This is a genomic window from Mechercharimyces mesophilus, from assembly GCF_059818345.1.
This window is the reverse complement of sequence record NZ_JCBAPH010000006.1, coordinates 170,721-189,781: the sequence shown is the minus strand read 5'-3', so window position 1 is coordinate 189,781 and position 19,061 is coordinate 170,721. Positions and strand designations below refer to the sequence as shown.

The following is a 19,061-nucleotide window of genomic DNA, read 5'->3' as shown; positions in this document are numbered from 1 at the left end:
AATGGATAGGAGGTCTTTGTTATTGCAGTAACTCCTGATAGGGAGTCAAGTCAATTCGTTTTTTTTCTAAGGTTTGTACGAGCCATTTATGGTCACGTTTGGGTGTGGCTAAAATGTAACCACGTACAATTAGATCTTCCCGCATGGCTTTCGCTTTCTCTTTATAAGCCAATTCGCCAATTTTGCCTGCGATGGTTAGTTTGGCCGTATCACGAAAAAGTTCAGGAACCGGCTGGACGAGTTCATTCAGCAGGGCTTTCTGCTCTTCGCTCCAGAGGTGCTTGGTTTTATCGATGTAGTAATCTTGCCAGTCTAAGGTAGACTTCCCATCCTGTTTCGGCATCGATTTTAAAAACTTGCGAAACATAAAATAACCGCCAGTGGCGAAAAACCAGAGCATAAATAAGGCCCATGGTACAAATATCCAAATAATCCAACCAGGCATAGCAGAAGGCACGATTCTCACCTCAATCAAGCTCAAATTCATACAATCTCTCTCTTTTCATTATAGAGGGATAAAGAATGAATTCAAGTAGATCGAGGAAGGCGTCACAGAATCATGGGATCTATCGCTTGTTCCATGCGGAAATCATCTAAACTTTGGAATTGATATCCTTCTTTTTGTAAATCATCGATCACGCGCGGAAGCGCTTTCGCATTATCTTTTGATACGGTGTGTAAAAGTAGGATCGCACCAGGATGGGCTTGTTGCATAATCTTACGGTAAGCGTAGTCTGCTCCTTTTTGTTTGTCGGTTTCCCAATCGCGATAAGCCAGTGACCAAAAAACATTGGTATAGCCAAGATGATGAGTGTGAGCAAGTGTTCGCTCACTGAAAACACCACGAGGCGGGCGGAGGTAGTTCATTTCTTGGTCTCCTGTGACGCGGGTATACGCTGACTTTACTCTCTCTAGCTCTTGCGTTATCTCTTTGTTGCTTACGTCAGTAAAATCGGGATGGCTCCACGAGTGATTTCCAACGATATGTCCCTCATTCACCATCCGTTTCACCAGTTCGGGTTGATCTTTGATATAGTGTCCCGTTACGAAAAAAGCGGCAGGGACATTCTTTTCTTTGAGCGTATCCAGTACCTCGGGGGTAAACCCATTTTCATAACCATTATCAAAGGTAAAGTAGACGACTTTTTTGCTCGTGTTCCCTATATACCATCCTCCATGTTCATCGAGCATCTTTTTGAAATGTGGCTCTGTTTTAGCGGGTTGATGGTCTTTGCTTCTGGTAAAGTACCAATCATGCTTGATGTTGTTGATATCTTTTGCTGTAGCCATGGTATGTGTGGGAAAGCCAAACAGGATGAAGAGAGAGAGAATGAAGAAGAGAATGGAGATCCGTTTCATTTTTTCACCTTACCTTAGCAGAAGTGTTGGTATGTACCTATAGTCTCAATCCTCAAGGCGACGTCATACGAGGTATTACTTGTCGATAAAGGATTATTGGTGTGAAAGTGATAATTATTCCCTTTGTTTTTCCATCAAGAAAGAAAAGAAAGGTCGTTTTTCCTCCCCAACAAATGATAAAATACGGATGGATACATAATTGACAAGGAGGCAACACGATGGAATATCGGATTGAGAAAGATACCTTAGGTGAAATGAAAGTACCGAAAGAGAAGTTATGGGCGGCTCAGACGCAACGCAGTCTAGAAAACTTTAAGATTGGCGAGGAGAAGATGCCACTAGAAGTGATCCGGGCGTTTGCCATTTTAAAGAGAAGTGCGGCCATCAGTAATCATGCACTCGGGAAAATGGCAGAGGAGAAGGCGAAAGCGATTGTACAAGCTGCGGATGAAATTATCGAGGGCAAGCTGAATGAACATTTTCCTTTGGTTGTATGGCAAACCGGCAGTGGGACCCAATCCAACATGAATACGAATGAAGTCATCGCTCACCGAGGAAACCAACTTTTATCTGAGTGGGGCAGTGAATTACGCCTTCATCCCAACGATGATGTCAACATGTCGCAAAGCTCCAACGATACCTTTCCGACAGCCCTGCATGTAGCAGCAGTAATGGCTGTAGAAGAGAAGCTGTTGCCATCCATTACTACTCTCAAGGCTACCTTGAAAGAAAAAGCAGAATCTTTTCGTGAGATTATTAAAATTGGACGTACCCACTTGCAAGATGCTACCCCATTGACATTGGGACAAGAAGTAAGTGGTTGGCATCGCATGATGGAGAAAAGTGAACAAATGATCTTAGATAGTGTACGCTACTTGAAAGAGTTGGCAATCGGTGGAACAGCAGTGGGCACAGGCATCAATGCTCATCCGGAGTTTGGCGATCGTGTTGCCAAAGAGATTAGTCAATTTACTGGGAAAGCATTCACATCAGCTCCCAATAAGTTTCATGCGTTAACCAGTCATGATGAAATGGTTCATGTTCACGGTGCTTTCAAGGCGTTGGCTGCTGATCTAATGAAGATTGCTAATGATGTTCGCTGGCTGGCGAGTGGCCCGCGTTGTGGCATCGGTGAGATTACGATTCCGGCTAATGAACCGGGTAGTTCCATTATGCCTGGTAAAGTGAACCCAACCCAAAGCGAAGCATTAACCATGGTGGTTACGCAAGTGATGGGGAATGATGCAGCCATCGGTTTTGCGGCTAGCCAAGGAAATTTCGAGTTGAATGTGTTTAAGCCTGTGATTATCTATAATTTCCTACAGTCCGCTACCCTGTTGGCAGATGGCATGCGCTCCTTCCATGATAAATGCATCGTGGGTATGGAGCCGAACCAAGAAAAAATTGCGGAGTACCTCAATAATTCCTTGATGTTGGTAACCGCTCTAAACCCTCATATCGGGTACGAGAATGCAGCGAAAATCGCGAAAAAAGCTCATGAGCAAGGGCAAACGTTGAAAGAAGCAGCCCTTCAGTCCGGCTTGTTAACAGAAGAACAATTTGACGAAGTGGTACGACCAGAGAACATGATTTCCCCAAAGGCATAGTGGACACAGGGACAGGATCGGTGAGATTGCTTTTAGCGAATTTACAATCATGGTGATTCGCTTGCTTGAATAAAAAAAGAATAAAGTAAGAAACAGGGGAGGCTGACTTCACTGCAAACAAACGAGTATGTTTGCATGAGGGAACACAGCCTCCCTGCTAGTGTTGGTTCTATAAGAATGAAATAGAGATCGATGTAGGAGAGGGATTATATGACAACTGTAACCAAAAGACCAATGAGCCCTGTATGGGATCCATGGGACCCTTGGTATACTCGTTTGCAAGAGAAAAAGTATGACCTAACAAGTGTGGAATTTACCGTGACACAATTGTGTAATCTACGTTGTGAGCACTGTGCGGTGGGCGAAAGCTTGATTGCCAAAGAAGGAATTCCGATTCCGGTGGAGCAATTGATCCGCCGATTAGATGAAGTAGATACGCTACAAACGTTAAGCTTGACGGGAGGAGAGCCGATCCTTAATCCACGGGTGGTCAAAGAAACCATTCGTCCCTTATTGAAGTATGCGAAAGAGCGTGGGATCTACACCCAACTTAATTCCAACCTTACTCTTCCTCTATCCCGGTATGAAGATTGGATTGAGGATTTGGATGTCCTCCATATCTCCTATAATTATCGCGATGCAACCGACTTTCATCGAATTGTGTTTGCCCGCTCCGCTCGAGAAGCTACTTACCGTCAAGCAGAAATCTTGTTTGACCGGATGGTGGAGAATGCGAAAAGCTTAACCAAGCAAGGAGTGTTTGTGTCTGCAGAGACACTCCTCAGTCCTTTTACAGCTCCGCATATCGAAGGGATGCATCGGGATATCGTGGAGATGGGATGTCAGCGGCATGAGGTGCATCCCCTTTATCCAAGTGACTTTGCCAGTGGAATGGAGACGCTCTCCCTGGACACTTTCCGAGAAACAATTCAGCAGCTGATAGAAGTACGTGATCCTAAGACGTGGGTGTTATTCGGCACCCTGCCCTTTTATCCTTGCAGTGACAAACAAGTGGATCGAGAATTATGGCAAACCCTGCATGAAGCAGACAATGTGACTGTCCGTCATGATCCAGATGGCCGCAATCGCCTTAATGTTAATGTCTTCTCTGGTGATATCCATGTGACGGATTTTGCTGATGTACCCGCCTTAGGAAATATGAAGAGGAATACTTTTACATCGGTATTTGAAGAGTGGCTAAAGCACCCATTGGCGCAGAAAACCCATTGTTTCTGTCCAGCGGCTCGCTGTAGTGGACCCAATATCTTAGTAGCGGACACGTATTATACCGAGTGGGATTTCTTAAACAGAAAGGCAAAAGTAACTTTATAGAGAAGTATATATAGAGGAAGATCATAAAGATGACCTTTACATGTTCCTTATCCATGAAGCGAACTCGACACCCCCGTGCTACATCTATGAGCGTGTGGCATCAACCATGCTTCTGTGCGTTGCGATAACCGATGAGGAGCGTGAAGGAGATGAATGAAGAAAAGGCGATGAAGGAACAGCGAGCAGAAGAGGATCGAGCTCCCTTTAATGATGCACAACATTTTTTTGATAGTGTGAATGGCTACCAACGAGTAAAACAATTTCATCAGTACCCTCGTTTTTTTAGAAGGTTGCTCCGTATCGTTTTCATCGTGTTCTTATTGGGAATGATGGCAACCTTGTTGTTTCCGATAGGGCAATGGTTGTGGGATATCCTAAATTAACAAAGAGCCGGTTCATTCACGATGAATCGGCTCTTTGTTTGAGGTTGGCTAGTTAGTTACTTTCTTTTTGTTGCATACGTAATAGCCATAACTTATACGCGTGACTGACGACGACTTTAGAGACAGCATAAGTAGGAACAGCCAACAGTAATCCGAGGAAGCCGGCTAAACTTCCAGCGACCAAGAGAACGACAATAATGGTGAGGGGATGAATATTAAGTGTTTTCCCCATGACTACCGGTGAGATTAAATTTCCTTCTAATTGTTGCGCGACAACCGCCACAATGAGCACGTACAAGACCATGATCGGTTCATCGATAAAAGCAACGATGACCGCGGGAACCGTTCCAATGAACGGACCGATATAAGGGATGACATTGGTGAACATCGTGACGAGCGCAAGTAAGAGCGCATAATCGAGTCCGATAATGAGGTAACCAACCAATACCAGGAGTCCGACACAGATGCTGACGGTAACTTGTCCCTGGATAAAGGAACTAATGGCGCGATCCATGTCTTGGATAATGGCACGTCCAGCATTGCGCCGGCTCAGAGGCAAGAGCTTCAGCACTTGGGCGGGGGCTTTTTCACCTTCTTTTAGCATGTAAAAGAGAATAAAAGGAATGGTGACAAAAGCGAGCACAATATTGGTTATGATACCGACCAGACTGGCCACATTGGAACCCACCATCGACAAGGCATCATTTAAGTATTGTGATGCTTGTTGTGTATATTGTTCGAAGTCTAGCTGTTGTTGAAGATCAATAATCCAAGGATCTTTTTGTAGCTCAATCAGCTGTTCCTCCACCTCTTCGATCAGACCGGGAGCACGTTCGATTAAGTTGTCAAACTGTGCTTTTAAAATGGGACCGATGAGCCATACCAACAGAGTCATTAATCCCACAAAAGCGAGATAGATTAAGAGAATGGAGAGGGGTTTTGGTATGCGATAGCGGTGTAAGAGATTGACGACAGGTCGAAAGAGATAGTAAAGAAGCCCTGATAGGAGAAAGGGAAAAAATAGTGTTTGAAACATCACCACAACCGGATGGAAGACGAAATTAATCTTCATACCCAGGAAAATGATGAGAAAAAGCAAGATGATCGCGTACAAAGTACGGAAGAATTTGGTCTGTGGCATGTCTTGTTCACCCAATTCATCGATTGATACTTCCATTATAGGCACTCATGTGTTCACTTACCAGTATAGCCAGATCGTTTATTCATAAGCACCACTCTTTTCTACGAAACTATTCCCATACCTCCTCGAGTATGTAAGATAACGCTAATCCAATAATGAAGAGAAGAATGGGGCAGGAGATTATTTTACTATAGTGAGCTATTATAAATTATGCAGTTTACAAATGCTGAAGCAAAGAGACCCTCTCTCCTAACGGATTGTTGTGGGAGTATGTCCAGCATCAGATACGATGGCGACTTTCTTAAGAAAATCTTCAGAACGATCCTATCTAGTTATAAAGAATTTATCGATAGAATAGGAAGTATTCTTTCTTCATGCGAAGAGAAGAGAGAATGAGGATATCGACTATAAAGAGGGAGAGGGGCTGTCGGATATCCTATTACTATGAGTGATTAATATTTTCTGGTAGAATGGAAGGGGAAGAATTGAGGAAAAGATTGGAGAGATGGTAGTTTCATCCCATGTGGATGGTTGTTACATAATCAGTTTACATTTACGTTAGGGAGGGTGTTGGATGACTCATAGATGGTGGATTGCCTTTAGTGGGGTGCTCTTATGTTGTTTTATACTCTTATTGATGCCATTAGCGGACGTGAAAGCAAACTCAGATCAAGCGATTCAGTTAGAAGTGGATGCTGGATTTAATGGTACATTTAAGGATGGAGGGTGGGTACCCGTTGAGGTGACGATCACCAATGAAGGGGCGAATCTCTCTGGTGAAGTGATCGCTAAAAGTAACGAGCAATGGCCTACAGAATCCGGCTTTGTTCGTCCTTATCAGTCGGTTGAGATTGCTGGGGGAACGACCAAGCAGGTTTCGCTTATGGTGCCATTTGACTTCTTATACGAAGAGAGCTTGATTCAATTTGAGGCAGAGGGAGAGGTGAAAGCTTCCGCTAAATTAAAGGGAATGTCAATCGGTATGGATGATTGGTTGGTGGGAATTGTAAGTGATCAACCGAAGACGAAAGAATTTTTAAGCGAAATGGAAGATCACCTGAGTGGGAGCTTTGTCGTTGAATCCATTGAGGAAGAGAGGCTCCCTTCTTCCGCAGTTGCGTTGTCTGGTCTTGATGTATTGGTGTTTAATCATGTTGCGCTCTCCTCTTTGGATGAAGAGCAAAAACAAGCAATCTCCCTGTGGGTAAGTGATGGAGGCATCTTGTTACTAGCCGGCTTGCAAGGGGGACAAGGCCTCAAAGGTTGGGAAGAGCTCATGCCGGTAGAAGTGACAGGAACGAAACAAATAGAAGAGCTCACTGCTTTATCACAATGGGGAGAGGCTCCTCGTGTAGCTAATTGGTCGATAGGTACCTCGCGAGTAGTGGAGAATGGGGAAGCGGTGGCATTAGCTGGGGAGGATCCTTTGGTTGCCAAACGGTCTTTCGGCAAAGGGGAAGTGTATTACGCCGCCTACGATCTCTCGCTGGAACCACTTGTTAGTTGGAAAGGAAATGGATCGTTGTGGTCCTCTCTATTTCAGAAAAGGACATCCGATATGATGGGACAAAGTGGCGATTTGTTTCCCGGTGCCTACTGGAATTTATCGGAGAGAATCTACAACATGCCTCATTTGAAACTTCCAGGTCTAGGGGCCATGGTGCTTTTCTTTGCTGTATACCTTCTACTGATCGGTCCGCTATTATACTGGGGATTAGCAAGGTGGAAAAAACAGATATGGATGTGGTGGCTCGTCCCTGCACTAGCGATTGCTGTTACCGCTGGGATGTACGGTTATGGGAATATGGTTCGTGGAAACGAAGCGTTGTCAAATCACCTGGCTTACGCTCATGTCGACGAAAGAGGCATGGCTTCGGTGGAAGGCTTCTCTGGATTCATCGTTCCGCGTGGTGGAAATTATGAGGTAAAAGGGAGCGGAGGCCAGTTTTTATGGCCTGATTCGTCACAGAATATGGGGATGCCTTCTTCAGAGAATGCACCATTGGTATCAGATAAAACCATTATGTATCCGAAAGTGGGACATTGGTCGATTATACAGTCCTATGCCAAGTCGAAGACAGAGGTCGGTCCGATTAAGGTGGAGTTGCGCTATGAAGGGGCAGATCAAGTCGTTGGAACGGTGAAGAATGAGTCCAATCTAACCTTTGATGAGCTGTTTCTTCATTTGGGTAATCGAGATGAAGAGATTGGGCAGTTAGCTCCTGGTGAAGAAAAAGAAGTGGCCATGACCTATCAACCAACGGTATCAAATATAGACGATCCGTCTTCCTCGATGGCGTATAGTTCAATCAACACCGGCTCCATCTTGGAAGATAACAAAGATGCCTTGATAAATGCTTTCGGAGCAGATTTGCGAAACACCAATTTGGTTTACGGATGGACAGAAGATCCGCTCTACTCCCTCCAGCTCGCAAGTGAAGGTCAAGAGATCTCACAAGAACAAAGACACTTGACCTTGGTGTCAGCACCTGTAACGTTTGAATGGCCGAAAGCAGGGGAGAGTCAGTGGTTTCCTGAAAACCTTACACCAGAGATTATAGAAGGGTCTGTTGATATAGAACCCGACGGAATGGTTTTTGCTACCAGTAAACAATTAATTTTAGAGTATGAGTTGCCAAGACAGTGGAAGGTAGAACAAATAGATATCCTTGATTCGGGACTTAATCTGGAGTTATACGATTGGGAAAAAGAAGAGTATGTGGCTATATCAGAAGCGGATGATCTGACCGATATAGCGTCTTACTTATCTCCTCATCATCGAATTCGGGCGAAGATGGCAAATGCAGAAGGTTGGGGCGGTATCCTTCCTGCCCTTGCAATAAAAGGGGAGGTGAAACCATGATTCGCACAGAGAATCTGAGTAAAGTGTATGGGAAAACCGAAGCACTCATCGATCTAAATCTGCATGTTCCGCGTGGAAGTGTCTTTGGTTTCATTGGTCCTAATGGCGCAGGGAAGTCGACCACGATGCTCATCTTATCGACTTTACTGGCTCCTACGGAAGGGAGAGCATGGATCGATGGGATGGATGTGATGAAACAAGCGACAGAAGTGCGCCGGATCATCGGTTACATGCCGGATTTCTTCGGAGTGTATGATCGATTGACTGCGATGGAATATCTGGATTTTTATGCGACGGCCTATGGGATCGAGGCACAACATCGTAAGCGCATTGCGTCTGAACTTCTGGAGCTGGTTAACCTGGGAGAGAAGCGTGATGAATATGTTGACGATTTGTCGCGGGGGATGAAGCAACGGCTTGGATTGGCACGTGCCTTGGTACACGATCCAGAGCTTCTGATCTTAGATGAGCCCGCTTCTGGGTTGGATCCGCGTGCACGCATTGAATTTCGCGAAGTACTGAACGAGTTGAAGAGTATGGGGAAAACAATCATGATTAGCTCGCATATCTTGCCAGAGTTGGTTCATTTGTGTGATCACATCGGAGTGATGGAGCGGGGGGAACTGGTGGCAAGCGGTGATGTGGAAGAGATGAGTACGCAGCTTCATGGAGGAAGTATGGTTGAGTTGCAAGTGCTAGCGCGAGCGGAAGAAGCAAGAGAGGTGCTGCAAGCGCAATCACAAGTGCAATCTGTCCATCGTGTGGGTGATGCACTCAAACTGTTATTTGCAGGTGGCGAAGAGGAACAAGTAGCGCTTTTGCGGGCACTTGTAGAAGCAGAAATTCCTGTACTGGACTATAAACGAACGGAAGTTAATCTGGAAGAAGTCTTTTTGCAAATTACAGCAGAGCGAGAGGAGGCAGGAGAATGAATCGACTACGGTCTCTACTGAGGCATCCCGTATTGGAGAAAGAACTGCGTCAACGAATGCGACGCAAACGCACACCATGGATGATCTCGCTTTATCTCTTGATTACGGGCGTGATTGCTTTTGCTTTTGCGTATCTCTTTAGTATGCAGGGTCAATTGCGTCCGGAGCAGAGTCAAACCCTCTTTTTTGCGTTGGCTATGATCCAATTGGTGACAATGGCTTTTGTCATCCCAGGCTTGACAGCCGGGCTCATCAGTGGGGAGAGAGAGCGACAAACATTGCCTGTTCTCCTTACGACGCCTTTAAGTTCGAGTAGCATTATGATTAGTAAATTGATTTCTTCGCTCAGCTTCATGCTGCTTCTCTTATTGGCGACTCTTCCTTTGTACTCTGTGATGTTTCTGTTTGGTGGAACCTCGCTGACGCAGATGGGGCGTGTGTTGGTTCATCTCTTAATATCCATGTTTTTCATGGGGAGTTTAGGAATTTTCTATTCCAGCCTCATCAAACGATCAGGCATTGCGACAGTGGTTACCTATGTGACCGTCGTTCTCATCGGATTGGGGACCTTTTTGTTGTTGCAATTTGTCGGGATGTATTACGGAATGCAGAGCATGACCTCCCCCGCCCCGCCCCCAGAGATACTGGAATGGTTAGAGGGACTGAATCCAATGTTGGCTTTAGCTGAGTCTTACTATGGTGAGTCTATGAGTAACATGTATTCATTTTCTGGACAAACGAATGTTGTTAATGGCTTTGTTTTATTCTGTGCGACATACGGCGGATTAGGGTTGCTTCTACTTTTGTGGAGCATTTATCTGCTTTCACCACTACGTTGGCGTCCGTGGAAATTGCGTAGAGCCAAACGCGAAACAGCATAGTTAGAAGGAATGAGGGGGAGGCCTCCTTCATCCATGCTTCATCTTAAAGGGGATGCATGTGAAGGGAGGTCTTTTCTTTCTCTTAAAGGAGGGAAGGGAAATGGGATACAAAGGTTGGAGTGGAGCTGAAAGAGAGTTGGGTCGTTTGCGGCGTCGCTTGTGGCTACAAAGGTGCTTACATTGCTTGAAATGGGGAATCTTCATTGGGTTATTACTCGCACTTGGCTGGCTCCTGTGTGCACGGGTGGTTCCTCTTCTTCATGTGACCATGTTTTCACTTCTCAGCTTGGTGGCAGGAGTGATAGGAAGTATGCTGGTGGCTCTGCTTCAGCGCCCTAGCTGGAAGGAGACAGCGCAACTGGCAGATCGATTGGGGCTAGAAGAGCGAGCAATCACCGCTTACCAAAAGCGAAAGGAAGAACATCCTTTTGTCTTGTTGCAACGAGCGGATGCGACAGCGGCACTGGCTCGATTGGTGAAAGTTTTGCCACAGAAATATCCATTCTCCCTTCCTTCGTGGAAAGAGGGGGTGGGCAGTGTGTTGGTGGGAGTAGGGGTCCTCTTCTTGCTCCTCTATCCCAATCCACTACATGAAGTGGCGCAAGAACAGGATAAGGTGAAAAAAGCGATTGCAGAGCAAGAAGAAAAAGTAGAAGCGATGCAAGAAGAGCTCGCTTCGAATGAAGAATTAACGGAAGAAGAGAAAGAGGAATTAGCACAAGTATTGGACGATTTAAAGGAAGAACTGGCGGAAAGCGATCGCTTAGAGGAGAGCATGAGCGCGATGGCTCAAGCGGAAGAGAAATTGCAGCAACTAGAAAAAGAAACCCAACAAGTGGCACAGTTACAGGAGAAATTAAATGAAGCACTCACTCAGAACCCTGCTACTGCGGAGTGGGCGCAAAAGATGAACGAGGGAGATGCGACAGCGAAAAAAGAAGCGATGGTTGCTTTAAAGGAAGAGTTAGCTACTTTGACAGAAGACGAGCGGAACGCACTGGCAGAGAAGTGGAAGAAACAGGCGGAAGAGCTCGCTCGATCTGGAGATAAGGAAGCAGAAGAGATTGCAAGGCAATTGCAACAAGCGGCGTCGAGTCTCCGGCAGTCGTCCCCACAGGTAGCGGACCAACTAGCCGATGCATTTGCATCGGCGCAGGAGGCAACAAATTCATCTGCTTATGCAAATCAGTTGGCTCAAGCGAAGTCGCAAGTGCAGAATGGGAAGCAGACACTGGCGAAAAAAGGACAATCGGATAATGAAGTAGCGAAGCAGCAGAGTTCGGATAACGAACAGGGTTCGCCCACTTCTCAAGACGGGAATGGAGATAGCAGTGGCAATGGGGGGGCAGGAAGCGGTTCTGGGAATGGAAATGGAAATGGAAATGGGAGTGGCTCAGGCAGTGGTGCTCCGGGTAGCGGAAGCGGTGCTGGAAGGGGAGAAGGAAGTCGCACGCAAGTAACCGTCCCTGATCGAATCGATGGGGGAACAGATCCGGATGCAGTACAAGGACCACTCGGAGACGGAGTAGATGGCCCGCAAAGTGACTCTCCTAACCTACCGGGTGTCCCTCGATCGTATGAAGAAGTGTTTACTCAATATGCGGAAAAAGCACGACAAGCAGTGGATCGAAGGCAATTGGATCCTTCGATGCAGGAGCTGATTCGACAGTACTTCTCCTCCATTGAACCGTAACGGTGGTTAAATAGGAAGAGGATGAAAGGGAGGAAAGAAAATGGAACGGACAGAAGCAGATTGGCAAGAAGCATTGGCTACGTATCAAGAGAAGGTGTCCGTGGTGCGTAAAGAGATTGGAAAAGTGATCATCGGACAAGAAGACGTGATCGAACAGGTATTGATTGCCCTCTTGGCGGGCGGGCATGCCTTATTGGAAGGCGTGCCTGGTTTGGGAAAAACCTTGTTGGTGCGGACAGTGGCCCGTTGTTTTGCTCTACCCTTTTCGCGTATTCAATTTACCCCTGACTTAATGCCTGCTGATATTACGGGAACGAACATGATTATGACGGATGAACAGGGAAGACAAGGTTTTCAATTTCAGCAGGGTCCCATCTTTGGCAGTTTTGTGCTTGCGGATGAAGTGAATCGTGCCACGCCCAAGACGCAAAGCGCTCTTTTGGAAGCGATGCAGGAACACACGGTCACGGCAGCAGGTAAGACGTACCCCCTACCGGAGCCTTTCTTTGTTTTGGCAACTCAAAACCCACTGGAACAAGAGGGGACCTATCTGTTACCAGAAGCACAATTGGACCGCTTCTTGTTAAAAATTCATGTTCCCTTTCCAACAGAAGAGGAATTACGCCAGTTGGTGGAGAGGACAAAGCCACAAGAAGTGGAGCGAGTAGCAGATGGTCCGACCTTAGAAGCGATTCAAGATTTGGTGCAGGAGATACTCGTTCCTGACGAAGTGATGGATGCCGCAGTTTGGTACTTGTTACACTCCCATGCGGAACGAGAAGAGGCCCCGGCGATGGTGAAAAAATATGTGCGTGCGGGTGCTGGTCCAAGAGGATTACAAGCATTGATGCAAGTAGTAAGAGCACGTGCTTTCCTACAAGGACGCCTTAATGTCTCGCTGGAGGATTTAGAACAGATGGCTTACCCGGTACTGCGTCACCGGATCTTACGCAATTTTGAGGCTGAAGCAACGGGTGTGAACACCGATTCCATTATAGAGGAGCTTCTGACGGTGTGGCGTAAGGAGCGATTGAAGTGAGCACTTCACCGTCTTTGCTGGATCCCGCTTTTCTCTTGCGGTTGGAACGCTTGCAGTTAGTGAGTCGACAATGGATGAGAGGGAGTCAGGTGGGACAGCGGTTGTCACCTCTTCTGGGGAGTTCCTTGGAGTTTGCTGATTACCGCGCGTATACCCCAGGTGACGATATTCGTCTATTGGATTGGCAAGCCTATGCCCGTCTGGGAAAGTGGTATTTAAAGCGTTACTTAGACGAACAAGAACTGGCTCTTCATCTCTACATCGATACCAGTCAATCGATGGACTTCGGAGAGGGGGATAAGGGGTATTTCACCAAACAGCTTGCAGCTGCGATGAGTGCGATTGCCCTTACCAATCTGGACCGGACGGCCCTTTATGCCTTTCGAGATCAGGTAGAAAGTTATCTTCCTCTACAGCAGGGGAAAATCGGAATCCACCGTGTTTTGTCCTTTTTAGAAGGGTTGTCCTTTGCGGGGAAAGGCGATTTGAATGAAGCGCTTAAAAGACGACAAGCATTGCCTAAACAACCGGGGATGACCTGGGTGTTAACAGATACCTGGTTTGAAAGTGGATTAAAGGATGGACTCGCCTCCTTGCAGCATGCAGGGCAACAGGTTTGTCTGCTACATATTACTCTAGCAGAAGAACGAGACCCTTCCTATCATGGGGACTTGCGTTTACTGGATAGTGAGACCCGCTCGCAGCGCGAGGTTTCCTTATCCACGTCCATTCGTGCGCAATACCGCGAGACATATGTGGAATATGAAAAGGATCTGCGGGAGTGGTGTTTTTCTCGCGGGATGGTCTATGTCCCTATAGCGGTGGAAGATGGATTGGAACAAGTGATCTTTCAAACATTGCGTCTAGCTGGTCTAGTACGATCAGGATAGGTGGAAGCCAAGGAGTGCGAATAGGCTCGATCAATTCCATATAAATAGTTAGTTAGCTCAAGAGAAAGGAGGATGTTTGATGCAATGGTTACAACCGTGGAGCGCATTGCTTGCCTTATTCCTCCCACTGATTCTCCTTCTTTATTTGTTAAAACGAACCTATATCGATAAGCCCGTCACTAGTACACTCCTATGGGAGCGTGTCTTATCTCCGTTTGAAGCGAACCGACCCTGGCAACGTTTGCGCAGACACCTTCTCTTATTGCTGCAATTATTGGCGATGATCTTTTTTGTCTTGGGATTGGCTCGACCAGCGATTCCAGCTGAGGGAGTGCAAGCGGCACATACGATTCTCCTGATCGATGTTTCTGCCAGTATGTCTGCGCAAGAGGGGGAAGCAACGCGTTTGGAGAAAGCGAAAGCAGAATTGGTTGAGTGGATTGAAGCGAAGGGTGTGGAGCAGACGATGACACTGGTGACCGCAGGGAAGGTCCCACGTGTCATTGCTTCTCAAACGGCGGATGGAGAGCGTTTATTGCAAGCCGTAGCAGAGATAGAAGGAGAGGTCTCCCCAAGTGACATACGTGCTTCCCTCTCCCTTGCACATGCATTGGCCCAAGGAGAAGAGCGTTCCGAAATCGTCTGGTTCGGAGATGGAGCGGGCTTTCCTAGAAATACGCCCCTGCGCCCGCATCGGGTGGTATCGATAGGAGAATCAACAGAGAATCTAGCGATCGCCTCTTTTCATGTAGCAGTAGAGGAGGAACAAAACAGGGGATGGGTGCGTGTGGACCATCTAGGAACGGAGTCTCAGACAGCGAATGTGACCCTATACGATGCGGAGGAACAGGTGGTGGATGCGCGCTCACTCGCTATCGAACCGAATACCAGCGCTACGCTCTCCTTTGATCAATTGCCCGACTCTCCTTACTATCGGGTACAGCTATCTCATAAGGAAGATGGGTTGCTGATGGATAACGAAGCTTGGGCAGCTCCCTCTTCTTCCGCTTCCACAGAAGTTTTATGGATGAACGGAGGAGAAGGGGATTACTTCCTCGGGAAGGTATTGCAACTACAGCCACGGCTGGAGGTGATTCATGGGGAGTCAAATTCAGAGGCAAAAACGTACCCACTTACGATTTTGGACAAAACAACCTCACCTTGGCCCACACAAGGGGCTTTATTCATCATGGGTTCCAGCTCTGCCCCTGAAAAAATAACCGTTGCGGGGGAAAAGGAAGTGCAAGGGGAGATCGAAATCAAGGATCACCCGATCGTGCGAGGATTGGAGCTATCTGATTTACATGTGGCGAAGGCGCAAGCGGTGACGCCTCCCCCATGGGCGGAAGTAGTGGTACAAGCAGGCGAGACCCCTCTTGTGTTGGCGGGAGAACAAGCAGGACAACGCATTGTCTGGCTAACCTTTTCATTAAATCAGTCGGATCTTGCCTTGAAGCCGGATTTTCCTCTCTTGATGCATCAAGCACTTACGTGGTTGTTGCCAGAGGATCAGTCACTCCTTAAAGGAATGCCCGGTGAACAAGTGCAGGTTCCGCTTACACAGCCTATGGATAAGGTGAATATCCAAACCCCGGGGCAACAGGTGATGGAGCGAGTGGGTACAAGTGGTACAGTTTCCTTCGTTCTTCCGCAACAAACCGGTCTTTATCAGGTGGAAAGCGAGGCAGAGGTGCGTTATGTGGCGACCCACTTCCCATCAGCAGAATCCAATATCGCCCCAGCAAAGGTCCCTGTCAACCCTATGACAGCAGAAAATGAAGAAGAGCAACCAAGTCAACGGGAAATATGGTGGTGGCTGGCGCTTCTAACAGGTACATTAATCGGAGTGGAATGGGTGGTGTTTACGCGTGGCGCTTAAATTTCTTCTTCCCTGGATGCTCCTTCTCCTCATTCCAGCAGGCTGGAGTCTCTGGTGGTGGTGGCAGCGTGACCAACGCTGGGGTAGAAGGAAGAAACAAGCGATTCTCCTTCTACGTGCACTCCTTTTCCTTCTCCTGATTCTGGCTTTGGCACGTACGTCTGTTTTGTCTCCTGTTCAGGGAGAGACCGTCGTGTTTGTAGTGGACCGATCGGCATCGATGAACAATGAAGCCGAGGTGATGAAGCAATTAGAAGAAGCCGTTGCGCAAAAAAGTCCGGATGATACATACGCGATCGTATCTGTAGCGGAAGAAGCCGTCGTGGAACAACCACTAACCACGTCGGCAGTGGTAGCACCACTGACAACCCAATTATCTAATCATGCAACCGATCTATCTAAAGGTGTTCGTCTAGCAGAAGCGCTCATTCCGACAGATGCGCGTGGACGCATTGTCTTGTTGACCGATGGCATAGAGACGCAGGGCGACTTAAGCGCGGAAGCAGCCATCGCGGCGAAACAGGAGCTTCCATTGCAAATGGTGAAAGTGGAGAGGAAAACAGCCACAGAAACCTTGATTCGTGCGGTAGATGTTCCTGGAAGGTTGTATAAAGGCGAAGAATATAAAGTGGCCGTTGAAGTGGAAAGCACCCACCAGACGGATGGGGTCTTGCGATTGTACGAAGGACAGCGTCAAGTGGGAGAACGGAGCGTAAAAATTGAACCGGGAAAAAGCCGGTTTGCCTTTACCGCTACGGCCCAAGAGAGTGGCTTTCTTCGTTATCGGGTGGAGTTAGAGGCCAATGAGGATACCGTGACTCATAATAATGAAGCCTTCTCTTTTAGTCAGGTCGAGGGAGAGCCGAGAGTGTTGGTGGTAGAGGAGAATAAGGGTGCAGCGAGCAACCTGATCTCTGCACTCCGGGCTGGAGGCATCCAGGTTGAGAAGAAGTCACCGGCGATGCTCCCTGCCAACTTAGAGGGATATACACCTTATTCCACCGTGATTTTAGCAGATGTCCCTGCTTTTTCGATTGATGACGAGCAGATGGAGCAATTGCGGACAGCGGTTCGTGATTTTGGCATTGGCTTGATGATGACAGGAGGCGAAAACAGCTTTGGCGTGGGGGGATGGTTTCAAACTCCAATTGAAGAAGCGCTCCCAGTCAATATGGAGCTGGATCCACAACGGAAGCCTTCTTTAGGGTTAATGCTGGTCATTGACAAATCTGGGAGTATGGATGGGAAGAAGATGCAACTTGCCCGTGAAGCGGCGATACGATCGACACAAATGCTTAGCCCGCAGGATCAGATCGGTGTGGTTGCCTTCGATGATGCGCCATGGTGGGTGATGGACCCTACACCAGTGGAAGATCGGCAACTGATTGAACAAAAGATCGGTGGCATTCCCGCTGATGGCGGAACCAATATTTTTCCGGCCCTCAAAGAGGCTTATGAGCAACTGGCCACGTTGGATGTGAAACGAAAGCATATTATCTTGCTGACAGATGGGCAATCGGCCACTGGAGGAGAGTATCAAGAGCTGACGGCGCAGATGAAAGAGACAGGAATGACACTATCAACGGTTGCAGTTGGACAAGGAGCCGACCAGAATCTCTTGCAAACTTTGGCCGATGCGGGTGAAGGGCGTTACTATTTCGTTGACAGTGCAGGTTCTCTTCCCACCATTTTTAGTCGTGAAACCGTGATGGCGACCGACTCGTATATTAAGGACGAACCCTTTCGTCCCCGGCAGGTAAGTGGTAGAGAGTGGTCTCCTCTATTTGCAGACGGAATTCCTCCCTTACGTGCCTATGTAGCGACGACGCCCAAGCAGACAGCGGAAGTGGTATTGGCAAGTCCCTATCCGGATCCTGTGTTGGCTCGTTGGCAGTATGGACTGGGGCGCAGTGTGGCTTGGACGAGTGATGTTGATGGAAAATGGTCTGCTTCCTGGGTGGAGAGCACCTTATTTCGTGATCTCTTTCAGCAAGCGGTAACTTGGACTTTTCCCCAATACCCGAGTGCACGTGCCGATGTTCGTTCGGAATTGGTGGATGGCAGGGCGCAGATAGAAGTGCATTTGACGGATGAACAACGACAACAAGCAGACTCGCTTAGGGTGACAGTGGTTGATGATCAATTACGAAAGCAGGAAGTGGAAGTGAAAGCGACGTCTCCTGGTGTCTATCAAGGCAATTTTTCGGGAAATGAACCGGGAACCTATCTCCTCCAACTAACCGCTATCAAAGAGGGAGAGGAGACGGCGATGGGGACGTATGGGATGAGCATTCCCTACTCGGCGGAATACCAGTTACCCTCGACGGAATCAAAAGTGATCGAGCGTGTGGCAGCATCTGAGAATGGAACGGTGATCCAACAAGCACGGGATGCTTGGGAAACTTCTCTTCCTCGTAAATGGTCAGGGCAGGACCTCTCTCTATGGCTGCTGTTGTTGGCAGCCTTATTATGGCCGTTGGATATTGCTGTACGCCGTTTATCTTTACCGGCGATGTGGTGGGAGAAGCTGTTCGTATGGAGAAGGGACAGTAATTCTACATCTGAGCCTGTTTATGCCGGTCACTTAGGCAAATTGCGCCAGCAGGCGAAGCAAAAAGCAGGCAAGCGGCTTTCTCCCTGGGTATCACTTGAGAAATCATCTAAAGGTTCGCCTCAGATAACAAAGACAGAAGGCACCCGACCGCGTTTCGCTCAAGCAGAGAGATCAGAGAAAAACAATGAGAAGAATAAGCGTCCATCAAGCCTCGTGCGTGAAAGCAGTTCAACCCAGAAGGAACAGTCTCGTTCATTACAGAAGGCAAAGCAGGCTTCTCGAAAGAGAACTGAGCGGGAAGAGAAAGAGCAAACTGGCGAAACGACGCATGTAAGTCGGCTCTTGGCGGCGAAGAATCGCAGCCGTTCTTCCTCACAGAAATGATGTTAGATAGAGAAATCATGAAGAAAACGGATAAGGGAAGATTATAGAGCATTAGAGGAGAAGGGAACGATTCTTTTGGGACTTGTTCTGCTTCAAGATGAATGGTGTAAGCTAGAAAATACGT

At 47.5% G+C, this 19,061-nt stretch carries 14 protein-coding genes; 11 read left to right on the top strand and 3 right to left on the bottom strand.

Going from position 1 to position 19,061, the window contains the following annotated elements; all coding sequences use genetic code 11:
• Positions 1–19 precede the first annotated feature (19 nt).
• On the bottom strand, positions 20–487 hold the full coding sequence (locus AC6RGY_RS14810; protein ID WP_499864240.1) for a DUF2621 family protein: 468 nt from the start codon (positions 485–487) through the stop codon (positions 20–22).
• Positions 488–549: 62 nt separating this feature from the next.
• On the bottom strand, positions 550–1,359 hold the full coding sequence (pdaA, locus tag AC6RGY_RS14805; protein ID WP_499864239.1) for a delta-lactam-biosynthetic de-N-acetylase: 810 nt from the start codon (positions 1,357–1,359) through the stop codon (positions 550–552).
• Positions 1,360–1,577: 218 nt separating this feature from the next.
• Here pdaA and fumC point away from each other — a divergent pair, with 218 nt between their 5' ends.
• From fumC to AC6RGY_RS14790, 3 genes are all read left to right on the top strand, one after another.
• Positions 1,578–2,966: a class II fumarate hydratase gene (gene fumC / locus AC6RGY_RS14800; RefSeq protein WP_499864237.1), complete on the top strand. Its 1,389-nt coding sequence runs from the start codon at positions 1,578–1,580 to the stop codon at positions 2,964–2,966.
• A 210-nt stretch (positions 2,967–3,176) separates the two neighbouring features.
• Positions 3,177–4,298 (top strand): radical SAM/CxCxxxxC motif protein YfkAB, encoded by a 1,122-nt coding sequence (yfkAB, locus tag AC6RGY_RS14795; protein ID WP_499864236.1) that lies wholly within the window; start codon positions 3,177–3,179, stop codon positions 4,296–4,298.
• Positions 4,299–4,447: 149 nt separating this feature from the next.
• Entirely contained in the window at positions 4,448–4,681 is a 234-nt protein-coding gene (locus AC6RGY_RS14790; protein WP_499864234.1) for a hypothetical protein, read from the top strand.
• Positions 4,682–4,733: 52 nt separating this feature from the next.
• Here the strand turns inward: AC6RGY_RS14790 and AC6RGY_RS14785 are convergent, their stop codons facing one another.
• On the bottom strand, positions 4,734–5,858 hold the full coding sequence (locus tag AC6RGY_RS14785; RefSeq protein WP_499864233.1) for an AI-2E family transporter: 1,125 nt from the start codon (positions 5,856–5,858) through the stop codon (positions 4,734–4,736).
• A 538-nt stretch (positions 5,859–6,396) separates the two neighbouring features.
• Between AC6RGY_RS14785 and AC6RGY_RS14780 the strand changes: the two genes are divergently transcribed.
• The 8 genes from AC6RGY_RS14780 to AC6RGY_RS14745 all read left to right on the top strand — a co-directional run bounded on the left by AC6RGY_RS14780 (position 6,397) and on the right by AC6RGY_RS14745 (position 18,937).
• On the top strand, positions 6,397–8,685 hold the full coding sequence (locus AC6RGY_RS14780; RefSeq protein WP_499864231.1) for a DUF8726 domain-containing protein: 2,289 nt from the start codon (positions 6,397–6,399) through the stop codon (positions 8,683–8,685).
• Positions 8,682–9,617 (top strand): ABC transporter ATP-binding protein, encoded by a 936-nt coding sequence (locus tag AC6RGY_RS14775; RefSeq protein ID WP_499864229.1) that lies wholly within the window; start codon positions 8,682–8,684, stop codon positions 9,615–9,617. The genes AC6RGY_RS14780 and AC6RGY_RS14775 overlap by 4 nt, the downstream gene beginning before the upstream one ends.
• Entirely contained in the window at positions 9,614–10,498 is an 885-nt protein-coding gene (locus AC6RGY_RS14770) for an ABC transporter permease (RefSeq protein WP_499864227.1), read from the top strand. The genes AC6RGY_RS14775 and AC6RGY_RS14770 overlap by 4 nt, the downstream gene beginning before the upstream one ends.
• Positions 10,499–10,598: 100 nt before the next feature.
• Complete coding sequence (locus AC6RGY_RS14765) at positions 10,599–12,191, top strand: DUF8809 domain-containing protein (protein ID WP_499864225.1); 1,593 nt, start codon at positions 10,599–10,601, stop codon at positions 12,189–12,191.
• A 40-nt stretch (positions 12,192–12,231) separates the two neighbouring features.
• Positions 12,232–13,230 (top strand): AAA family ATPase, encoded by a 999-nt coding sequence (locus AC6RGY_RS14760; RefSeq protein WP_499864224.1) that lies wholly within the window; start codon positions 12,232–12,234, stop codon positions 13,228–13,230.
• A complete protein-coding gene (locus AC6RGY_RS14755; protein WP_499864222.1) occupies positions 13,227–14,120 on the top strand; it encodes a DUF58 domain-containing protein in 894 nt (297 codons plus the stop codon). The genes AC6RGY_RS14760 and AC6RGY_RS14755 overlap by 4 nt, the downstream gene beginning before the upstream one ends.
• A gap of 79 nt (positions 14,121–14,199) precedes the next feature.
• A complete protein-coding gene (locus tag AC6RGY_RS14750) occupies positions 14,200–15,999 on the top strand; it encodes a vWA domain-containing protein (RefSeq protein WP_499864221.1) in 1,800 nt (599 codons plus the stop codon).
• The gene (locus tag AC6RGY_RS14745) at positions 15,989–18,937 is read left to right on the top strand and encodes a VWA domain-containing protein (RefSeq protein ID WP_499864220.1); all 2,949 of its coding nucleotides are present in this window, start codon (positions 15,989–15,991) and stop codon (positions 18,935–18,937) included. Before AC6RGY_RS14750 ends, AC6RGY_RS14745 begins: the two co-directional genes overlap by 11 nt.
• The last annotated feature ends 124 nt before the right edge of the window (positions 18,938–19,061 follow it).